Origin of the sequence: Pseudomonas sp. CHM02, assembly GCF_000612585.1 — a bacterium.
In the GTDB taxonomy this organism is placed as follows: Bacteria; Pseudomonadota; Gammaproteobacteria; order Pseudomonadales; family Pseudomonadaceae; genus Aquipseudomonas.
In genome coordinates this window covers 16,651-36,173 of sequence record NZ_JFCA01000013.1, presented here as the reverse complement: position 1 = coordinate 36,173, position 19,523 = coordinate 16,651, and the positions used below count along the sequence as shown (strand labels likewise).

Genomic DNA, 19,523 nt, shown 5'->3' with positions numbered 1-19,523 from the left:
GGCGTGGCGTGCAAGCATTAATCGAGTCGGTAGGGTCACTTTCGGCGCAACAAAAGAAAGCGTTGGCGGTAATGCTCAAGCAGCAGGGCATCAACCTGTTTGAGATCGCCCCGGTTTTCAAGCGCCAGGAAGGTGAGCCCCTTCGGCTTTCTTATGCTCAGGAGCGGCAGTGGTTTTTGTGGCAGTTGGAGCCGCAGAGTCCGGCTTACCACCTGCCGCGCGCCTTGCGCTTGAAAGGTCGCCTTGACCGGGCGGCCTTGCAGCGCAGCTTCGATAGCCTTATCGCCCGCCACGAAAGCCTGCGTACTTACTTGCATCAGGATGTCGACCAAGTGCTGCAGGTGGTCAGGCCCGAGTTGTCGCTTGAAATCGCCTTTGAAAGCGCTGATGCCGCGCAGCTTGAACGGTTGGTGCAAGCAGAAATCGCCAAGCCCTTCGATCTGCTACAAGGTCCGCTGTTGCGGGTCAAGTTGTTGCAGTTGGCACCCGATGAGCACGTGTTGGTGTTGGTGCAGCACCACATCGTCTCCGATGGCTGGTCGATGCAGGTGATGGTCGACGAGCTGGTGCAGTCGTACGTCGCGTACAGCCAAGGCCATGATTTGCGTCTGCCGGATTTGTCGATCCAATACCCGGACTATGCCTTGTGGCAGCGTAGCTGGATGGAGGCCGGCGAAAAAGAGCGTCAGCTGGGCTATTGGTGCGCGCAGTTGGGCGGTGAGCAACCGGTGCTGGAACTCCCGCTGGATCACCCGCGCCCGGCCGTGCAGAGCTATCGTGGTGCCCGGCTCGATATGAGCCTGGACGCGGCATTGGTCACCGGACTCAAGACGTTGGCCCAGCGCGAAGGCGTGACGCTGTTCATGTTGTTGCTGGCGTCCTTCCAGACCTTGTTGTATCGCTACAGCGGGCAGTCGGATATCCGTGTCGGTGTGCCGATTGCCAACCGCAATCGTGCGGAAACCGAACGGCTGATCGGCTTTTTCGTCAATACCCAGGTGCTCAAGGCGGACATCGACGGACAAATGACCTTCAGCCAGTTGCTGGCCCAGGTCAAGCAACGTGCATTGGAGGCCCAAAGTCATCAGGACCTGCCGTTCGAACAGTTGGTGGAGGCCTTGCAGCCCGAGCGTAGCCTGAGCCATAACCCGTTGTTCCAGGTGATGTTCAACCACCAGGCCGAAGGCCGCGGGCCACGTGGCGTGCAGCAGTTACCTGGCCTGGGCGTGGAGGCTTTGGAGTGGGACAGCCAGAGTGCGCAGTTCGACCTGAGCCTGGATACCCAGGAATCTCCGGAAGGCATCTGGGCCTCGCTGAGCTATGCGACCGACCTGTTCGAGGCTGCGACGGTGCGGCGGATGGCCGGGCACTGGCAAATGTTATTGCGGGCGGTGGTGGGGCGCGTTGGCAATCGTATTGCACAGCTCGGGATGCTGGTTGATGACGAGCAACGCAGGCTATTGCAAGACTGGAACAGCAGCGCCACGGCGTTTGAAGACGTCGTGGGCGTGCATGGCTTGTTCCAGGCCCAGGTCCGGCAACGGCCTGATGCGATTGCCCTGTGCCTGGACAATCAGTCCATCAGCTATGCCGAGCTGAACCGTCTGGCCAACCGTCTGGCCCATCACCTGATCGACCAAGGCATTGGTCCGGAAGTGCTGGTGGGGGTGGCGGTCGAGCGCTCGTTCGACATGGTGGTCAGCCTGTTGGCGGTGCTCAAGGCCGGCGGCGCCTATGTGCCGCTGGACCCGCAATACCCGCGTGAGCGGCTGTTGCATATGCTTGAAGACAGTGGCGTGCGCCTGGTGCTGACCCAAGCCCATGTGGCGATGCCATTGCCCGAAGGCATGGCGACGGTCGATCTGGCGGATGCACGCCTGGCGCTGTGCCCTGAAAGCGATCCGCAGGTGGCCGTTGCCGCGCAAAACCTGGCCTACGTGATCTACACCTCGGGCTCCACTGGCAAGCCCAAGGGCGTGGCGATCAACCATGCGGCGCTGACCGAATTCTCCAGTATTGCCGCCGGTTACTCGCAGTTGACCGCTGAAGACCGGGTGCTTCAATTCGCTACCCTGAACTTCGATGGGTTTGTCGAGCAGTTGTACCCGGCCCTGACCCATGGGGCCACGGTTGTCCTGCGCGGCCCCGAACTGTGGGACAGCGCGCGGCTGTACGACGAAATTATTGCCCAGGGCATCACCCTGGCCGACTTGCCAACCGCCTATTGGAACCTGTTCCTGCTCGACTGCCTGGCCGCTGGCCCTCGCTCTTACGGGGCATTGCGTCAAATTCATATTGGCGGCGAAGCCATGCCGCTGGACGGCCCAGCGCAATGGTTGAAAGCCGGTCTCGGCCATGTGCGTTTGCTCAACACTTACGGTCCGACGGAAGCCACGGTGGTATCGAGCGTGCTGGATTGCACGTCCGGTACTGAAACCATCGGCGCCACTGCCAGCCCGATTGGCCGCTCGCTGCCGGGCCGCGCCCTGTATGTGCTGGACCGCGACTTGAACCTGGCGCCGTTGAGCGCCGTGGGCGAGCTGTATATCGGTAGCAGATGCGGCTTGGCGCGTGCCTATCTGAATCGCGCAGTGCTGACAGCCGAGCGTTTTGTACCGGATCCTTTCGGTGAACCCGGCGAGCGCCTGTACCGCACCGGAGACCTGGCTCGGTACCGCGCCGATGGTGTCATCGAATACGTCGGCCGGGTCGACCACCAGGTGAAGATCCGTGGTTTTCGCATCGAGCTGGGAGAGATCGAAGCGTTGCTGCTGGCGCAGGACGGCGTGCGTGAGGCCTTGGTATTGGCTGCCGATAACCAGCTCGTGGCATATCTGGTTTGCGAGCGCCATGACGTCGAACTGCTCAAGTCGATCCTGCGTGAACAACTGCCGGACTATATGGTGCCTGCGCACCTGATCTTGCTTGAGCGTATGCCCCTGAACCCGAATGGCAAGCTGGATCGCCAGGCGCTGCCCAAACCCGCGGCCAGCCAATCGCAACAGGTGTGGGTTGCCCCGGTCACGGAACTGGAGCAACAGGTCGCCGCTGTCTGGACAGACATTCTTGGGGCTGAACGGGTAGGGCTGGCCGATCACTTCTTCGAAATGGGCGGGCACTCGCTTTTGGCAATGCAGGTAGTCTCGCGCCTGCGCCATGTATTGGGCCGTGAAGTGCCACTGAAACTGGTTTTCGAGCAACCGCGTCTGGAAGGTTTCGCCACCGCTCTGCAAGCCTTGGAGGTGCATGAAGGCGAGCAGGTACCACCGTTGCTCGCGATCGGTCGCGAACAACCGTTGCCGCTGTCTTACGCGCAGGAGCGCCAGTGGTTTCTCTGGCAACTGGACCCCTCCAGTGCCGCGTACCATATCCCCAGTGCCTTGCGCCTCAAGGGCGCTTTGGATATTTCGGCACTGCAACGCAGTTTCGATGCCTTGGTGGCCCGTCACGAAAGTCTGCGCACCTGTGTGCAGGAGCAACCGAGCGGAGCGCTGCAGGTGATTCGGCCTGACGCTGCTTTGCCGATCAGGCTGGACCCGATCGCAGAGGCTGATCTGCAGGAGCAGGTCGAAGCCGAGATCGCCCGTCCATTTGATTTGCAGCAAGGGCCTTTGCTGCGTGTGACCTTGCTGCGCCTGGCCGAGGACGATCATGTGCTGGTGCTGGTGCAGCATCACATCGTGTCCGATGGTTGGTCGATGCAGGTGATGGTCGAAGAACTGGTGAAGTTGTATGCCGCGTTCAGCCAGGGCCAGGCGCCGCAACTGCCGGATATGCCGATCCAGTATGCGGACTATGCCGTGTGGCAGCGTGCCTGGATGGAGGCTGGGGAAAAAGCGCGTCAGCTCGATTACTGGCGTGACTTGCTCGGCGGTGAGCAGCCGGTGCTGGAGTTGCCGTTCGATCATCAGCGTCCGGCGCAACAGAGCCATCGCGGTGCGCGGCTGGATGTGCCGCTGCCAATCGCCCTGGCCGCCGAGCTCAAGGCCTTGGCCCAGGCACAGGGCGTGACCCTGTTCATGTTGCTGCTGGCGTCGTTCCAGATTTTGTTGCACCGCTACAGCGGCCAGCAGGATATTCGCGTCGGTGTGCCGATCGCTAACCGCAATCGTGTCGAGACCGAACGGCTGATCGGCTTCTTCGTCAACACCCAGGTGCTCAAGGCCGAGATCGATGAGCAAACTACCGTTGCCCAGTTGCTGGCCCAGGTCAAACAGCGTGCGCTGGATGCCCAGTCGCACCAGGATCTGCCCTTCGAACAACTGGTAGAAGCCTTGCAGCCCGAGCGTAGCCTGAGTCTCAACCCATTGTTCCAGGTGATGTTCAATCACCAGGCCGAAGGGCGTCCAGGTGATGAGCCACCGTCACTGGCCAGTTTGCGCATCGAAGGACTGGCGTGGGACCGGCGTACCGCACATTTCGATCTGGACCTGGATGTTCAGGAGGGAGCGGACGGGCTCTGGGCGTCACTGGGGTATGCCACCGATCTGTTCGAGGCTTCTACCATCGAGCGCATGGCGCGGCATTGGCAGAACCTGCTGCAGGCGATGGTTGCCGACCAACAGCAACCCATCAGCCAACTGAACCTGCTGGGCCAGGATGAGCAACAGCACATCCTGCAGCTGTGGAACCAGACCGACGCCGGCTTCTCGGCCGAGCGCCTGGTGCACGAGCGGGTGGCCGACCGCGCCCGGGAAACCCCCGATGCCGTGGCGGTGAAGTTCGACGCACAAACCCTGACCTACGGCGAGCTGGACCGCCAGGCCAACCGCCTGGCCCATGCGCTGATCGCCCGTGGCGTTGGTCCCGAAGTGCGCGTGGCCATCGCCATGCCGCGCAGCGCCGAAATCATGGTGGCGTTCCTGGCGGTGATGAAAGCCGGTGGCGTCTACGTGCCGCTGGACATTGAATACCCGCGCGATCGCCTGCTGTACATGATGCAGGACAGCCGCGCGCAGTTGCTGCTGACCCACACCAGCGCGTTGCAGCAACTGCCGATCCCAGACGGCCTCGATAGCCTGGCGATTGATCGTACCGAGGAATGGGCCGGCTACAGCGATACGGCGCCCGACGTGAAGCTGGACGGCGATAACCTGGCCTACGTGATCTACACCTCCGGCTCCACCGGCATGCCCAAGGGCGTGGCGGTGTCCCACGGCCCGTTGGTGGCCCACATCGTCGCCACCGGCGAGCGTTATGAAACCTCGCCGGCCGATTGCGAACTGCACTTCATGTCCTTTGCCTTCGACGGTTCTCACGAAGGCTGGATGCACCCGTTGATCAACGGCGCCAGCGTGCTGATTCGGGACGACAGCCTGTGGCTGCCGGAATACACCTACCAGCAAATGCATCGCCACAACGTGACCATGGCGGTGTTCCCACCGGTGTACCTGCAGCAACTGGCCGAGCATGCCGAGCGTGACGGCAACCCGCCGAAGGTTCGTGTGTACTGCTTCGGCGGTGATGCCGTCGCCCAGGCCAGCTATGACTTGGCCTGGCGTGCACTCAAGCCGACCTACCTGTTCAACGGCTACGGCCCGACCGAAACTGTGGTCACGCCACTGCTGTGGAAAGCACGCAAGGGTGATCCGTGCGGCGCCGTCTACGCACCGATTGGCACGCTGCTGGGCAACCGCAGCGGCTACGTGCTGGATTCGCAACTCAACCTGCAACCGATTGGCGTGGCCGGCGAGTTGTACCTGGGGGGCGAAGGCGTGGCCCGTGGGTATCTTGAGCGCCCGGCACTGACTGCCGAGCGCTTTGTGCCGGACCCATTCGGCAAACCGGGTAGCCGCGTGTACCGCAGCGGCGACCTGACCCGTGGGCGTCCGGATGGCGTGGTGGATTATCTCGGTCGTGTCGACCATCAGGTGAAAATCCGTGGGTTCCGCATCGAACTGGGCGAAATCGAAGCGCGCCTGCGCGAGCTGGACAACGTGGGCGAAACCGTGGTCATTGCCCAGGACAGCCCGACCGGCAAGCAACTGGTCGCGTATGTGGTTCCGGCCGATGGCCCGTTGGCCAACGAAACCGGGTTTCGCGAAACCTTGCGCCGCGCGCTGAAAATCAATCTGCCGGATTACATGGTGCCGGCGCACTTCATGTTCCTGGCCCAGATGCCGCTGACCCCCAACGGCAAGCTGGACCGCAAGGGCCTGCCGCAGCCGGATACGGCGCAATCGCAAGGTGTTTGGGTGGAGCCGGTGACGCCGTTGCAGCGGCAGGTTGCGGCGATCTGGGCGCAGGTGCTGGGGGCTGAGCGTATCGGCCTGAACGATCACTTCTTCGAGCTGGGCGGCCATTCATTGCTGGCCATGCAGGTGATTTCTCGCGTGCGGCAGTTGCTGGCGCGGGAGGTCGCCCTGCGCACCCTGTTCGAGCAGCCTCAGTTGGAAGGCTTCGTACTGGCCTTGCAGGCGACGGACCAGAGGTCGGCTCCGCCGATGCTGGCGGTCGGGCGTGACCAACCGTTGGCACTGTCGTTCGCCCAGGAACGCCAGTGGTTCCTTTGGCAATTGGACCCGCACAGCGCGGCTTATCATATTCCCAGTGTGTTGCGCCTGAACGGGCGTCTGGACCAGCGTGCCCTGCAGCGCAGCTTCGACGCTCTGGTGGCGCGCCATGAGAGCTTGCGTACCCAGGTGTATCAGGATGGCGAGCGCGCGTTTCAACGGGTTCGCCCAGCGACCACACTGGAAATCGCGCGGGCGGATGCCGACGGCGCCAACCTCCAACAGCAGGTAGAAGCCGAAATTGCCCGGCCATTCGACTTGCAGGCTGGCCCGCTGCTACGCGTTACCTTGCTGCGCCTGGCCGACGATGAACATGTGTTGGTGCTGGTGCAGCACCACATCGTGAGCGATGGCTGGTCGATGCAAGTGATGGTCGATGAGCTGGTGCAGCTGTATGCCGCCAACAGCCAAGGCCAGACGCTGCAGTTGCCGGAACTGGCACTGCAATACGCCGATTACGCGCACTGGCAGCGCCAATGGATGGCGACGGGCGAGCGCGAGCGTCAATTGGCGTATTGGCGACAGTTGCTCGGCGGCGAACAGCCGATGCTCGAACTGCCCACCGCGCACGCGCGGCCAGCGGTGCAAAGCTATCGCGGTGCGAGCCTGCAACTTGAATTGCCAGAAGCGCTCTCGGCCGGGCTCAATGCCTTGGCCCAGCGTGAGGGCGTCACGTTGTTCATGGTGTTGCTGGCGTCTTTCCAGAGCCTGTTGTACCGCTACAGTGGTCAGCAAGACATCCGCATCGGTGTTCCGGTCGCCAACCGCAATCGGATTGAGGTGGAGCGTCTTGTCGGTTTCTTCGTCAACACTCAAGTGCTCAAGGCGGATATCGACGGTCAGATCTCCGTCGGCCAGCTGTTGCAGCAGGTCAAGCGCCGTAGCCTGGATGCCCAGAGCCATCAGGACCTCCCGTTCGAACAGTTGGTGGAAGCCCTGCAACCGGAGCGCAGCCTGAGCCATAACCCGCTGTTCCAAGTGATGTTCAACCACCAAAGCGATGCTGGACTGATGACTCCGGGGCAGTCATTGCCCGACTTGCGTGTAGAAGGACTGGACTGGGGCAGCCAAACCGCGCAGTTCGACCTGAGCCTGGACACCCAGGCCTCGGCGGATGGCATCCACGCCACCCTGACTTACGCTACCGACTTGTTTGAGCCAGCCGCTCTCAAGCGCATGCTGGCTCATTGGCAGAACCTGCTGCAGGGCATGCTCAAAGATCCGCAGCAGCGCGTCAGCCAGTTGCCGCTGCTGGATCCTTCCGAACAGCAGGTCTTGGTAGATCAATGGAATGCCACCACGCGCGACTATCCGCGGCAGCCGGTGCATCACTTGATCGAAGCGCAGGTTGCGCAGACCCCGGATGCCCCGGCACTCGTTTTTGGCGCACAGCGTCTGAGCTACGCCGAGTTGAACCGGCGCGCCAATCAGTTGGCCCATCGACTGATCCATGCCGGCGTCGGCCCTGACGTGTTGGTCGGGCTGGTCGTGGAGCGTTCTATCGAAATGGTGGTCGGCTTGTTGGCTGTGCTCAAGGCCGGCGGCGCCTATGTGCCAATGGACCCGGACTACCCGCGTGAGCGCTTGGCGTACATGCTTGAAGACAGCGGTGTGAAGCTGCTGCTGACCCAATCCCATTTGCTGGAACAGCTACCGATTGCCCAAGGCGTCGAGTGCCTGGTGCTGGGGGAGTCGACGTTCGAGCGTTACCCCGACACCAATCCTGGCATCGTGCTGGATGGTGAAAACCTCGCTTACGTGATCTACACCTCCGGCTCAACCGGCCAGCCCAAGGGGGCGGGCAACCGCCATTCGGCACTGGTCAACCGACTGTGCTGGATGCAGGAAGCCTATGCCCTGACCGCCAGTGATACGGTCTTGCAGAAGACCCCGTTCAGTTTCGATGTGTCGGTGTGGGAGTTTTTCTGGCCGCTGATGACCGGCGCGCGTCTGGTGGTCGCAGCGCCGGGTGATCACCGCGACCCCGCCAGGATGGTGGCGCTGATCAATGCCGAGCAGGTGACGACGCTGCACTTTGTTCCGTCGATGTTGCAGGCGTTCTTGCAGGATGCAGCAGTGTCCAGTTGCCACTGTTTGCGACGCATTGTGTGCAGCGGTGAAGCGCTGCCGGCGGATGCCCAGCAACAGGTATTCTCCAAATTGCCCGCCGCCGGCTTGTACAACCTGTACGGTCCGACTGAAGCCGCCATCGACGTGACCCATTGGACTTGCGTCGAAGAGGGCCGCGATACAGTACCTATTGGCCAACCCATTGCCAATTTGCAGACCTATGTGCTGGATGCACAGTTGCAAGCAGTAGCCGTAGGTGTAGCAGGCGAGTTGTACTTGGGTGGCATCGGTCTGGCGCGTGGCTACCATCGCCGTCCCGGGCTGACGGCCGAGCGTTTCATTGCCTCGCCGTTCGAGCCGGGAGCGCGCTTGTATCGTACCGGCGACCGCGTACGCCAGCGCGTCGATGGTGTCATCGAATACCTCGGGCGCCTGGATCATCAGGTCAAGTTGCGTGGCCTGCGTATTGAACTGGGTGAAATTGAAGCGCGCATCCTCGAAACCGATGACGTGCAGGAGGCGTCGGTGCAGGTTGTCGATGGCAGGCACCTGGTCGGCTACTTGGTGTTGCAAGCGCCGGGTGATAACTGGCGCGAGCCGCTGAGTGCGCACCTGGCTGCGCACTTGCCCGACTATATGGTGCCGGCGCAGTGGGTGCTGCTGGAGCAGATGCCCCTGAGTCCCAATGGCAAGCTGGACCGCAAGGCATTGCCCAAGCCCGATGCAGGTCAGCACACGCAGGCGTTTCGTGCGCCGCAGACCGAGTTGGAGCAATGTCTGGCAACGATCTGGGGTGAGGTACTGGACGTCGAGCGCGTTGGCCTGGCTGACAACTTCTTTGAGCTGGGTGGTCATTCGCTGCTGGTGCTGATGCTCCGGGAGCGTATCCGCAAGGCCACCGGCAGGTCGCTGTCGGTCAGCCAGTTGATGCTTAACCCGACGGTCGCAGGGCAGGTGAGCTGCCTGGGTAACGGTGCAGGGCACTCTCTGATCGTCAAGCTCAACAGCCAGACGCAAGGTACGCCGCTGTTCCTGTTCCACCCAAGCTACGGCTCGGTGCATTGTTACAAGGCCATCGGCTTGGCCCTGCGCGAGCAGCGACCGGTGATGGGGGTGATCTGCCGCGCGCTGGCGGAGCAGGGCAGTGCAGTACCGAGCTGGCAAGCGATGGTCGAGGATTACACCGCACAGTTGCTCGATGCCTTGCCCGAGGGCCGCTATCGCCTCGCCGGCTGGTCCATGGGCGGTAACCTGGCCATGGAAGTTGCCTATGCATTGGAGCAAGCCGGGCGCGAGGTGGAAGTTGTCGGTTGGATCGATGCCTCGCCACCATACTGGCTGAAGGCTTACTGGGACGCGGCGGTCATTGCTGATGACGTTGAATTGTCGGTCAACCAGCGCCGTGTTGAACTGTTGCAGGTGATGTTTCCCGCCTCGAGCCAGCAAATCCACTCCGCCTGGCTGGACAGCCAGGTGCTCTCCAGCGATGAAGGGCAGCAATGGCAGGCGCTGGGTGCCTGGGCTGACGACGCGTTGGGTGAGACGTTTCGGGAAATCAAGGCCACCTTGCTCGAGGGTGATGAAGCGCAGATTTCCTGGGAGCTGGATCGCACCTTGGGCCAGCGGCTCAAGGATGCCGACTTCAAGCCGCTCAAGGCGCCGATCAGTTGCTGGTGGGCTGCCGGGAGCCGTGCGGGACAGCATCGCCAGTTGATCGAGGCGACCATGCAGCAGGTGGTGGGCAGCGCATGCATACAGCAGTCAGTCATGATCGATTCCACCCACGATCGCATCATCGATAACGCCGCGTTCGTACAGAGCTTCGCCGATGCAATGAAGTAGCGGTCAACGTCAACCCAACGCCCCTGGCCCAATGGCCAGGGGCTTTTTTTTGCCTGGCTTGCGCGCAGGCGCAGGTGGTGTGCAGGCACTAAAAAGCCCCTGGTCATTGCGCATGACCAGGGGCTTGGAGTGGTGCGTCTAGGTTCTACGCATCAGAAGTTCCAGCGGGTACTGAGCATGATGTTACGCGGGTCACCGTAGTAAACCGAGTTGTAGAAGCCGATGTTGGTGTAGTACTTCTTGTCGAAGACGTTGTTGACATTGAGGCTGGCCGATACGTTGTCGGTGACTTGGTAACGGGCCATCAGGTCCACCAGCCACAGCGGATCCTGGGAGAAGTTATCCTGAGAACCTGTAGTGTAGTTGTTCGTCAGCAGCTTCCAGCCCGTGCCTTGCCAGCGCACGCCGCTGCCCAGGGTGAGCTTGTCCAGGGCGCCGGTCAGCTTGTAGCTGGTGTAGATGTTGACTTGGTCTTCCGGCTCCCAGGTTGAGAGTTTTTCACCGTCTTTGTCGCGCATGATCTTGTGCGTGTAACCCGCCTGCAGTTGCCAGCCGGGTGCCAGCTCGCCGGAGATTTCCGCTTCGTAGCCCTTGGTCTTCGCCTCGGTGCCCTTGGACGCATAGTCAAGGCCTGGGTAGCTGTCGGGAATATAGTCATTGTCGTCGATGGCACGGTTTTTCTCGTGCACTTCGAAGTAGGCGAGGCTGGCGTTGAGGCGTCCGTCGAAGAACTCGCCTTTGAAGCCGACCTCGTAGTTCTTGCCTTCATCCGGCTCGATCGGCTTGTTGTTACGGTCGCGGTAGTCGTCCTGGGGCAGGTAGATCTCGGTGAAGCTGGCATAAGCCGAGAGGTTCTCGGTGAAGTCGTAGGTGATACCGGCGTAAGGCACGACCTTGCCGGTGTCCTTGACCTGGCTGGTGCCGCTGACTTCGTAGTTGTTGACGCGGGTACCCAGGATCAGGTGCCAGTCATCGGCCAGGCTGAAGCGGCCGGTGATGTACTGGGCGCTTTGGCGGGTGAGTTCATCGTTGCGCTTGGTCTGTGGGCCGCGGTCAGGCTTGAGTGCGTCGCCGTCCCAATCGAAGTAGTCGTGGCTGTTGTTGTAGTTGGTGGCGTTGGTGTAGTCGCGGCCCAGCCAGCGGGAACGCGAGACCGATGCACCGACTACCAGCTCATGGTCGCGGCCGAACAGGCTGAAAGGCCCGGTGGCGTACAGGTCGCCTGTGTCGCTGGTGGTCTCGCCATTGTAGGTGCGCGTGAGCAGCGAGGCCTTGCCGGTGGTCGCGTTCGGCGCCAGCAGGGCGGACAACGGAGCCTTATAGCCGTTGATCTGGTGGTTGTACTGCGCCTTGCCGACCCAGCCGTTATCGAAAGTGTGTTCCAGGGTCGCGAAGCCAGTACGGGTGTACTGTGCCCACTTGCTGTATTTGGCACCGTTGTTGAACGAGCGCGGGGTGCTGATGCGGTTGCCCTCGGAGTCATACAGCGAGGCTGAGCCTGACCAACTGGAGCCTTGCGGGTCGCTGTCCTGATAGTCGCCACCGACGGTCAGCAGCGTATCTGGTGCCAGATCGAATTCCAGAATGCCGTAGTACACGCTGGTCTTGCGCTGGTAGTGATCGAGGAATGTGTGTTTGTCCTGGTAGGCCGCCACAGCCCTACCGCGCACGTTACCGGACTCTGTGAGCGGACCGCTGACGTCGACTTCCGAGCGGTAGTTATCCCAGGAACCGGCGCCCAGGTCGACGTAGCCCTTGAATTCCGAGGTTGGCTTCTTGCGTACCATGTTGATGGTACCGCCAGGGCCACCGGCACCTGTCAGCAGGCCGGTAGCGCCTTTGAGCACCTCGACGCGATCGTAGATCACCGTGTCGGTCAAGGTGTGGCCGGACGAATACTGGGCATCCTGCAGGATTGGAATGCCGTCGTACTGGAAGTTCTGGATGGCGAAACCACGGGAGAAATAGCTGGTCCGTTCGCTGTCATACGCGGCGACGGTGATGCCGGGGGTATGGCGCATCACGTCGTCGATCGACTTGAGGTTGAAGTCATCCATGGCCTGGCGGGTCACCACCGAGATCGATTGCGGCGTCTCCCGTGGCGTCAGCACCATGCGGGTCGCGGTCGCAATGGTACCGGGAGTGTAGGAGCCGGAGCCCTCGGTGATGGTGCCGAGCTGGTTGGCGGTCACCTGGGTGGCGCCAAGCTCCAGGGCGGACGAGCGGCCGGCAGTCAGTGTCATCGTGTTGCCCTGCAGGTCGAAGTCGACGCCGGTGCCGGTCAGCAGGGTCGTCATGGCTTGGCCAGGCTGCAACTTGCCCTTGACCTTGTGGCTGCGCTTACCTTCGACGTCAGTCGGGCTGTACAGCACTTGCAGGTTGGCCTGCTTACCAAATTCTTGAAGAGCGCTACCCAGCGACTGTGCGGGGACATTCAGCTCGATCTCCTGCGCTTGAACATAACCTGCCACTGGCAGCGTCAGCGCAACGGCAATAGCGCCTGGTAGTACGCGGGTGTTCAAGAGGCGGCGCATGGAGAGTGCCTTGCTCAAGGGACTCAGACCAAATGTTGCTGGCATGGGTGAATTCTCTTCTAGATATTTAGTGGGCAGATTATAAATATTTGTTGTGGTTGGTTCTCATTACCACTAGTGAGACGTTCCTACCTGCAGAAACCGGAAAAGAAATTCACGCGGGTTCCATTTCATGCACCACCTGGCCGGCACTCAAGCGCACCAACTGATCGGCAATATCGAAATAGCGGTCGTCATGACTGATCACGATGATGGTCTTGCCCAGGCGCTTGAGGTCCGGCAGCAGCTCGGTATAGAAGACGCGGCGGAAGGCCGGGTCCTGGTCCGCGGCCCATTCGTCGAACACCAGTACCGGGCGTTCTTCCAGCCAGGCATTCACCAGGGCCAGGCGTTTGCGCTGGCCAGTGGAGAGGTCGGTGGTGCTGAACACGCCGTCCTTGACGCTGACCTTGTGCGCGATTTCCAGGCGTTCCAGGTACTTGGCGGCACTGTCCAGCGACTGCGTGGCGCTGCCCTGGACCAGGTCATCGAACAGGTAGTAGTCGGCGAATACCGTGGTGAACAGTTGGCGGTAGTCGTCGCGTGCCGGGTCGGTCACGGTTTCGCCGTTGAGGCGGATTTCCCCGGCGTGGGGTTGATACAGGCCCAGCAACAGCTTGATCAGGGTGGTCTTGCCGCAGCCGTTTTCGCCGACGATAAACACGATATCGCCCTGCTGGATGCTCAGGTTGATCGGCCCAAGATGGAACGGCTGGCTGCCTTCCACCGGCGGCGGGCTGTACGTCACGCCGCGCAATTCCAGGCTGTTGACCACCGGCGTGGGTGCTTCGCTGCCATCCATCAGCAGGTGCGGTTCGGGGGAGGAGAAGCGGTCGGACAGCTCGGTGATGCGCGCAAAGGCAATCCGCGCCTTGCCGATGATCGGCAAGTAACCCACTACATGCTCCAGCGGGCCTTTCATGTACAACAGCACCAGCACGAAGCCAGTGATCACCGCCGGGTCCGGGTTGGGGTTGTAGGCCTGCATGGCGAGGGCCAGGCCGATGACCACGAAGAACAGCATCGAGCCGAAGGTCTTGGCGACGATGTAGATGTTCACCGAGCGCACCTGGATATCGCTGATGCGGTCGGCGGTTTCCTGGATACGGTGGGTGTTCATGCGATAGCGGCGAGGGCGGTGGATACGCAACTCCTTGGCGCCCGAGGCAATCGCGGAGTAGTAGCGCTGCAGTTCGTCTTCCTGGTCGCGGGCCTCGTCGAAGCCGCGGATACCCTTGTGCCCGGCGATGAACTGCACGCTGCTGCCAATCACGATGGCGACGATCATCATCAGGAACATCGGCACCGAGAGGTACGCCAGGTAGCCCAGGCACCCGAGGGTGACGGTGGTGGCGATGGCCAGCGGGGTGAACGCGAAGGAAAAATCGCTGATGGTGTCGACGTCGTGGGTCAGCACCGGAATCAACCGGTGGGAGCGATACTGCTCAATCTGTTCGATGGGCGCTGACAGCACCTTTTCACCGAGGTCCTTGCGCAGGGCGGCGATAATCCGCTGGCCCACATAGTTGGTGCCGATATCGGAGACGATCGAACTGGTCAGCGCCAACACGCACAACGCCGCAAACGTCAGGATCACTCCCTGCGTCATCCCGGTGGAAGAGTGCAGGGCGTTATTGATGGTCGCCAGCAACAACGTGATGGCCAGGCCGCCGGCCATGCCCAGGGCGACGGAAACGATCACAATGGTGCGAAAGGGCCTGAGCAATGCGAGCAAACCGTTGAAGGCGCCGCGCTTGGGGTCGGTCATAAATACTTCCCGGAAAATGAAAAAGAGGGGGCTGGGCACACAGACCCTTACCCATGACAAACGAAGGATTGGCGCGACTATTTAGCTCGGCGTGCCCGGCGGTGGCGGTGATCGATAAATCGGGCAGGGCCTGGTTCGTTCTTGTGGTGTAGGCGCACGCGTATTGGCGCGTGCCTGATCTATCCAGCGAGAGCGAGACAATGACGAAAAAGAACCTGGTGTACGTGTGGTCCCTGCGCAATGCCGCTGCCGACAAGGCCGGGCAGCCGGTGGCCTACAAGGACCACGAGCGCTACATGATGTCGGTGCTGGAATCCCTGGCGGGGGCGCTGAACGACACGCAGCTGGGCGAGGCGTACAACCTGGTGGGGGTGGTGTACGACGATGACGAGCAGAACCCGCGTGACCAGCAATTGGTCCGTGACTACGGTTTTGCCTACCAGCCGGGGCGCCAGTGGCTGTATCCGGCCGATCTGCGTGTGCAGGGACGCCTGGTCAATGATTTGCTGCTGAGCGTGCCGTCCACCTATCGGCGCCTGCCACGGGGCAGTGCGGAACACATCGCCGGCAAGCAGGATTTCGAACGCCGCCTGCACGACACGCTGGTGGAGCTGAAGGCCGACATCGTGGTGCTGGACGGATTGCTGGTGATTCTCGATGAGCTGGTGCGTCCCGGTGCGCCGTTTGCCCGTCGCATCATGAACATCCACCCAGGGATCACTCGCATCGAGTCACCTTACGAGCGCCGGGGCGCCTATGCGACCTGGAACGCCCTGTACGGTGCGCGTGGGTTGAACGTCACGGACTGGGCCACCAAGGCCACGACGCCTTCGGAACCGCTTTACCTCACCGGCGCCTCGTTCCACTACGTGGACAACGGCATCGATTCGGGCGAAGTGTTCCACGACGTGCTCAAGACCGAGATCTCGCCGGACGATACCATCCTCGAACTGCGCTGGAACAACTTCAACAACAGCCTGTTCCCGGCGTTGCATGAAGGGTTGGCGTTGCTGGCAAAGCAGGCAATCTAAAGCGGGCACGGTTGAAAATGTGTGCGGGCTTGCTGTGGTGAGTGGGGCTTGTCCCCCGACGGGTTCACCGCAGATCTAATGGGGCTGCTTCGCAGCCCCGCGCAGGGCAAGCCTGCTCACCACAGCAAGCCCAACCCACATTGGATCTCTGGCGTTATTAGAGGTCGCGCACGACGCGGAAGCCGATCCAATCCCCCCGCGTCTGCGGGTAGATGGTGTTGCGGTTACCCGAGCGCGAGAACACCGGCGCTTCACCCCAGTCATTGCCGCGAATCATGTAGCCCTCGCAGTTCGGCGTCATCCACGCACTGCCGTCAGTGGGCGCGCCGACGTAGTTGGGGTGTTCGCAGTCGGCCACTCGTTCGTAGACGTTGCCATGCATGTCGTACATGCCGAAAGCGTTCGGTGGATAGCTGCCGACCGGTGACGAATAGCTGTACCCATCGGCCGGGCCATAGGTGTTGGCGTGCTTGGCGATGCTGTAGTCCTTGCCCTCATCGAACGGGAAGGGGAACGGCCCGGTAGACCCGGCACGCGCGGCGTATTCACGTTGGGCTTCGCTGACCATGTGGTACTGCTGGCCGGTTTTTTTCGACAGCCAGGCCACGTACTGCTTGATGTCGTCCATGTCCATGCACACCGCCGGCTGGCGCGGGCCCTGAGGGTAGCGCGGCTTGCTGGCGATGCATTCGCGGCCGGGGCGGGTGTCGCCGTCGGCGATTTTCACGCCGGTCTGGCGGATGTAGCTGTCCCATTCGCCGGCGGTGATATGGAAGCGGCTCATGGCGAACGGCTTGGCGAAGGTCACGTCGTGCATCGGGCCTTCATCCGGCTCGCGGCCGACTTCACCCTCGGGTGTGCCCATGGTGAAGGTGCCAGCGGGCAGCACCACCATTTCCGGGCAGTCCTTGCAGTCCTTGAACACTTTGCCGGGTTGTGGCGCGGCGGCCTGGGCGAGGCTTGGCAACAAGGCGCCGCACAGGGCGGTCAGTGCCAATGCCGTGAGGGGTTTGTTCATGGGGTCCTCTCATTCAACGTGGAAAAGGTGTGCGTTACACCCGCTGGCCCAGCAGCGTCATGAAGCGCTGGATCTCTGCGGAAGAATTGAGCAGCCCAGGCGCGGTGCGGATCACTGGGCCGACATCACGGTCTACCGCATCGATCACCACGCGGTTTTTCATCATGTAGGCGACCACGGCGTCACTCTCCTGGCCCTTGACCCTGAAGAAGGTAAAGCCGGCCGACAGCTCAGGGCTGCGCGGTGTGACCAGTTCGATCTGCGGATGTGCCAGCAGGTGGTCTTTCAGTTCGGTATTCAGCGCATGGATGCGCGCCTGCACCGGCGCCTTGCCCAGTTGCAGGTGCAGCTTGAAGGCTTCGTCCGCTGCCCAGCGATGCTCGAAGGCGTGGTAGCCGCCTGGGGTCATGATGGTGGCGAAGTCCTTGTCTTCGGAGAAGGTCGGCACCATGGGGGTCACGTATTTGTTTTGCGGGTCGCGAGCGCACACCAGTCCGGTGCCGCGCGGGCCGAACATCCACTTGTGGGTGCCGGCGATGAAAAAGTCGCAGTGCATGTCCGGAAAGTCGAGGTTTTCCACGCCGAAACCATGCACGCCGTCGACCACATAGAGGATGCGGTCCTTGTCATCCCGGTTGCGGTTGTGTTCTGCCACCAGCTTGCCGATCTCGCCGATGGGCAGTTTCACGCCGCTGCCGGACTGCACCCAGGTCATGCCGAGTACGCGGGTGTTGGGGCGGATATTGCGCTGGATGTTGCCCAGCACCTCGTCGACGGACACGCGGTGGGCGTTCTCGAACAGGCGGATCTTGCGGACTTGGGTCTGCTCCTTGCGCACCCTGAAGTCCAGGCTGAACTCAGTGGCGTAGTGTTCGTGGACGGTGGTGAGGATCTCCTGGTCAGGCCGCACCTTGATCCCGCCATAAATCATCGCCAGCCCTTCGGAGGTGCTGCCGGTGAGGGCGATCTGCGGCGGCGTGGCGTTCAGGTAGCGGCCGGCCCACTCGCGTACCTGGCCTTCGCGTTTCCAGGTTTCCTGCAGGTCCCAGTCCATGGCCAGGCCAGGGTTGCGGTCGATCTGCGCGCGGTAGCGCTCGATGGCCTCGCGTACGGGCTTGGGGTGCGTGGCCACGAGGAAGTTGGAGAAGTGCAGGTAGTCCGGGTCCTGGTTGAACAGTTGCTTGAGCCTCGTCCATGGGTCATCGGTTGTGTTGGCGGCGATGGCCTGCGGGAGCAGGGCGGCGCCCAGTGGCAGGCTGGCGGCAAATACACCGGCCTGCTTGAGGAATGTGCGGCGGTCGGTCATGGACTGGCTTCTGGATGATTAGCGGTTGGCCAACGGCTTGGCGGCTTTTTGTACCTGGTCCCACACCCGCAGGAAGTTGCCTCCCCACAGCTTGGCGATGTCGGCTTCGGAGTAGCCGCGCTGGATCAGTTCGGCAGTGACGTTGCGTATTTCGCCGACGTTGTTCCAGCCCTGGACGCCGCCGCCATCGTTGAAGTCGGAAGCGAGGCCGACATGGTCGATGCCGATCTTGCGCACGGTGTAGTCGATGGCATCCCCCAAGTCCTTGAGGGTCGCCTTGGGTTCTTCATCGAGGATGCCGTACAGCGCGCTGGCGTATTCGCCGAACGTGTGTTCCGGCCAGGCGGCAATGATCGCGTCGCCCGGCATCAGCGCCACGGCGAGGTTGGGCAGGGGCGGCAGGTTGAAGCGTGCGCGCAGGGCGTTGAGCTTGTCCTGGGTCGGCTGGCTCAGCGGACGCAGGTAGGCGGAGAAGCCCACGATCTGCACCACTCCGCCGCTGTTCTTGATCAGTTGCAGCTCTTTGTCGCTCAGGTTGCGCGGGATATCCACCGACGCGCGCGGCGCCGAGTGCGATGCCACCATCGGCGTTCGGCTCAGTTGCGCCACTTGCTCCAGGGCCTTGGTCGACATCTGCGACACGTCGATGATCACCCCCAGGTCGTTGAGGCGGTGCACCGCTTGCTTGCCGATGTCCGACAAGCCGTCGAGGGCGTCGGTGGAGTCATTGAAAAACGGCAGCGGGCGCGACGAGTCCGACCAGGCGTTATTGCCCACATAGCTGAAGCCGAACATGCGCATGCCACGCGCCGCCCACAGGTCCAGCAGGTTCACGTCATTGCCCAGCGGGTAGGCGTTGAGCATGCTGATAAAAATCGCAAATTTGCCTTCGCCGTGCAGGCGCCGGAAATCATCCGGGGTGTAGGCGATGGCGACCTGGTTGGGGTAGTCGCGCACCATGCCGCTGATGATCTTGTAGCGCACTTCCTGTTCGTTGCGGGCGGCTTCGACAAAGCCGTCGGTGGGCTTGTGCGGGGCATTGGGGCCGTTCCAGATTTCCGGCCAGCCAAAAATCGTCAGGGCCGCACCCGACAGCCGCCCGCGTGCCGCCTTGGCCAAGTCGAACTGGCCTTCACCGTCCTTGTCCGCCTCGTTGCCGGCAGTGCCGAAATCCACGGGCACGGTGATATGGCTGTCGAACGACAACAGCCGGTCCTGCATCTCATTGGCCTGTTTGATCACCGCCAGCGGATAGCCGGCATTGCCCTTGAACCAGTGGTCCCAGACCAGGAAACCGGCCCCGGCACCGATGGCCAGTGCCAGCGGCAAGCCGATATACAGCGCCTTTTTCGAACGTGGTTTTGTCATTGCCATCTCAGTCAGTTGAGGCCTTCGCTATCAGG

The 19,523-nt window shown here is 61.9% G+C and carries 7 protein-coding genes; 2 read left to right on the top strand and 5 right to left on the bottom strand.

Annotation, left to right across the window (positions count from 1 at the left end; all coding sequences use genetic code 11):
• Positions 1-8 precede the first annotated feature (8 nt).
• The gene (locus tag BM70_RS0108935) at positions 9-10,424 is read left to right on the top strand and encodes a non-ribosomal peptide synthetase (RefSeq protein ID WP_051556746.1); all 10,416 of its coding nucleotides are present in this window, start codon (positions 9-11) and stop codon (positions 10,422-10,424) included.
• A gap of 152 nt (positions 10,425-10,576) precedes the next feature.
• On the opposite strand, the gene BM70_RS0108930 is transcribed toward BM70_RS0108935, so the two are convergent.
• Both BM70_RS0108930 and BM70_RS0108925 read right to left on the bottom strand, forming a co-directional pair.
• Positions 10,577-12,958, bottom strand: a complete 2,382-nt coding sequence (locus BM70_RS0108930; protein ID WP_043274192.1) for a TonB-dependent siderophore receptor — start codon at positions 12,956-12,958, stop codon at positions 10,577-10,579.
• Positions 12,959-13,112: 154 nt separating this feature from the next.
• Positions 13,113-14,765: a cyclic peptide export ABC transporter gene (locus tag BM70_RS0108925; protein ID WP_025855685.1), complete on the bottom strand. Its 1,653-nt coding sequence runs from the start codon at positions 14,763-14,765 to the stop codon at positions 13,113-13,115.
• 200 nt (positions 14,766-14,965) lie between these two features.
• Between BM70_RS0108925 and BM70_RS0108920 the strand changes: the two genes are divergently transcribed.
• Complete coding sequence (locus tag BM70_RS0108920) at positions 14,966-15,796, top strand: N(5)-hydroxyornithine transformylase PvdF (RefSeq protein WP_025855684.1); 831 nt, start codon at positions 14,966-14,968, stop codon at positions 15,794-15,796.
• A 157-nt stretch (positions 15,797-15,953) separates the two neighbouring features.
• Here the strand turns inward: BM70_RS0108920 and BM70_RS0108915 are convergent, their stop codons facing one another.
• Genes BM70_RS0108915 through pvdM form a run of 3 tightly spaced genes read right to left on the bottom strand, consistent with a single transcriptional unit; the run spans position 15,954 to position 19,488 of the window.
• Complete coding sequence (locus BM70_RS0108915; RefSeq protein WP_025855683.1) at positions 15,954-16,814, bottom strand: formylglycine-generating enzyme family protein; 861 nt, start codon at positions 16,812-16,814, stop codon at positions 15,954-15,956.
• Positions 16,815-16,848: 34 nt separating this feature from the next.
• On the bottom strand, positions 16,849-18,120 hold the full coding sequence (locus tag BM70_RS0108910) for an aminotransferase class V-fold PLP-dependent enzyme (protein WP_025855682.1): 1,272 nt from the start codon (positions 18,118-18,120) through the stop codon (positions 16,849-16,851).
• Positions 18,121-18,138: 18 nt separating this feature from the next.
• The gene (pvdM, locus tag BM70_RS0108905; RefSeq protein ID WP_025855681.1) at positions 18,139-19,488 is read right to left on the bottom strand and encodes a pyoverdine-tailoring dipeptidase-like protein PvdM; all 1,350 of its coding nucleotides are present in this window, start codon (positions 19,486-19,488) and stop codon (positions 18,139-18,141) included.
• Between the last annotated feature and the right edge of the window lie 35 nt (positions 19,489-19,523).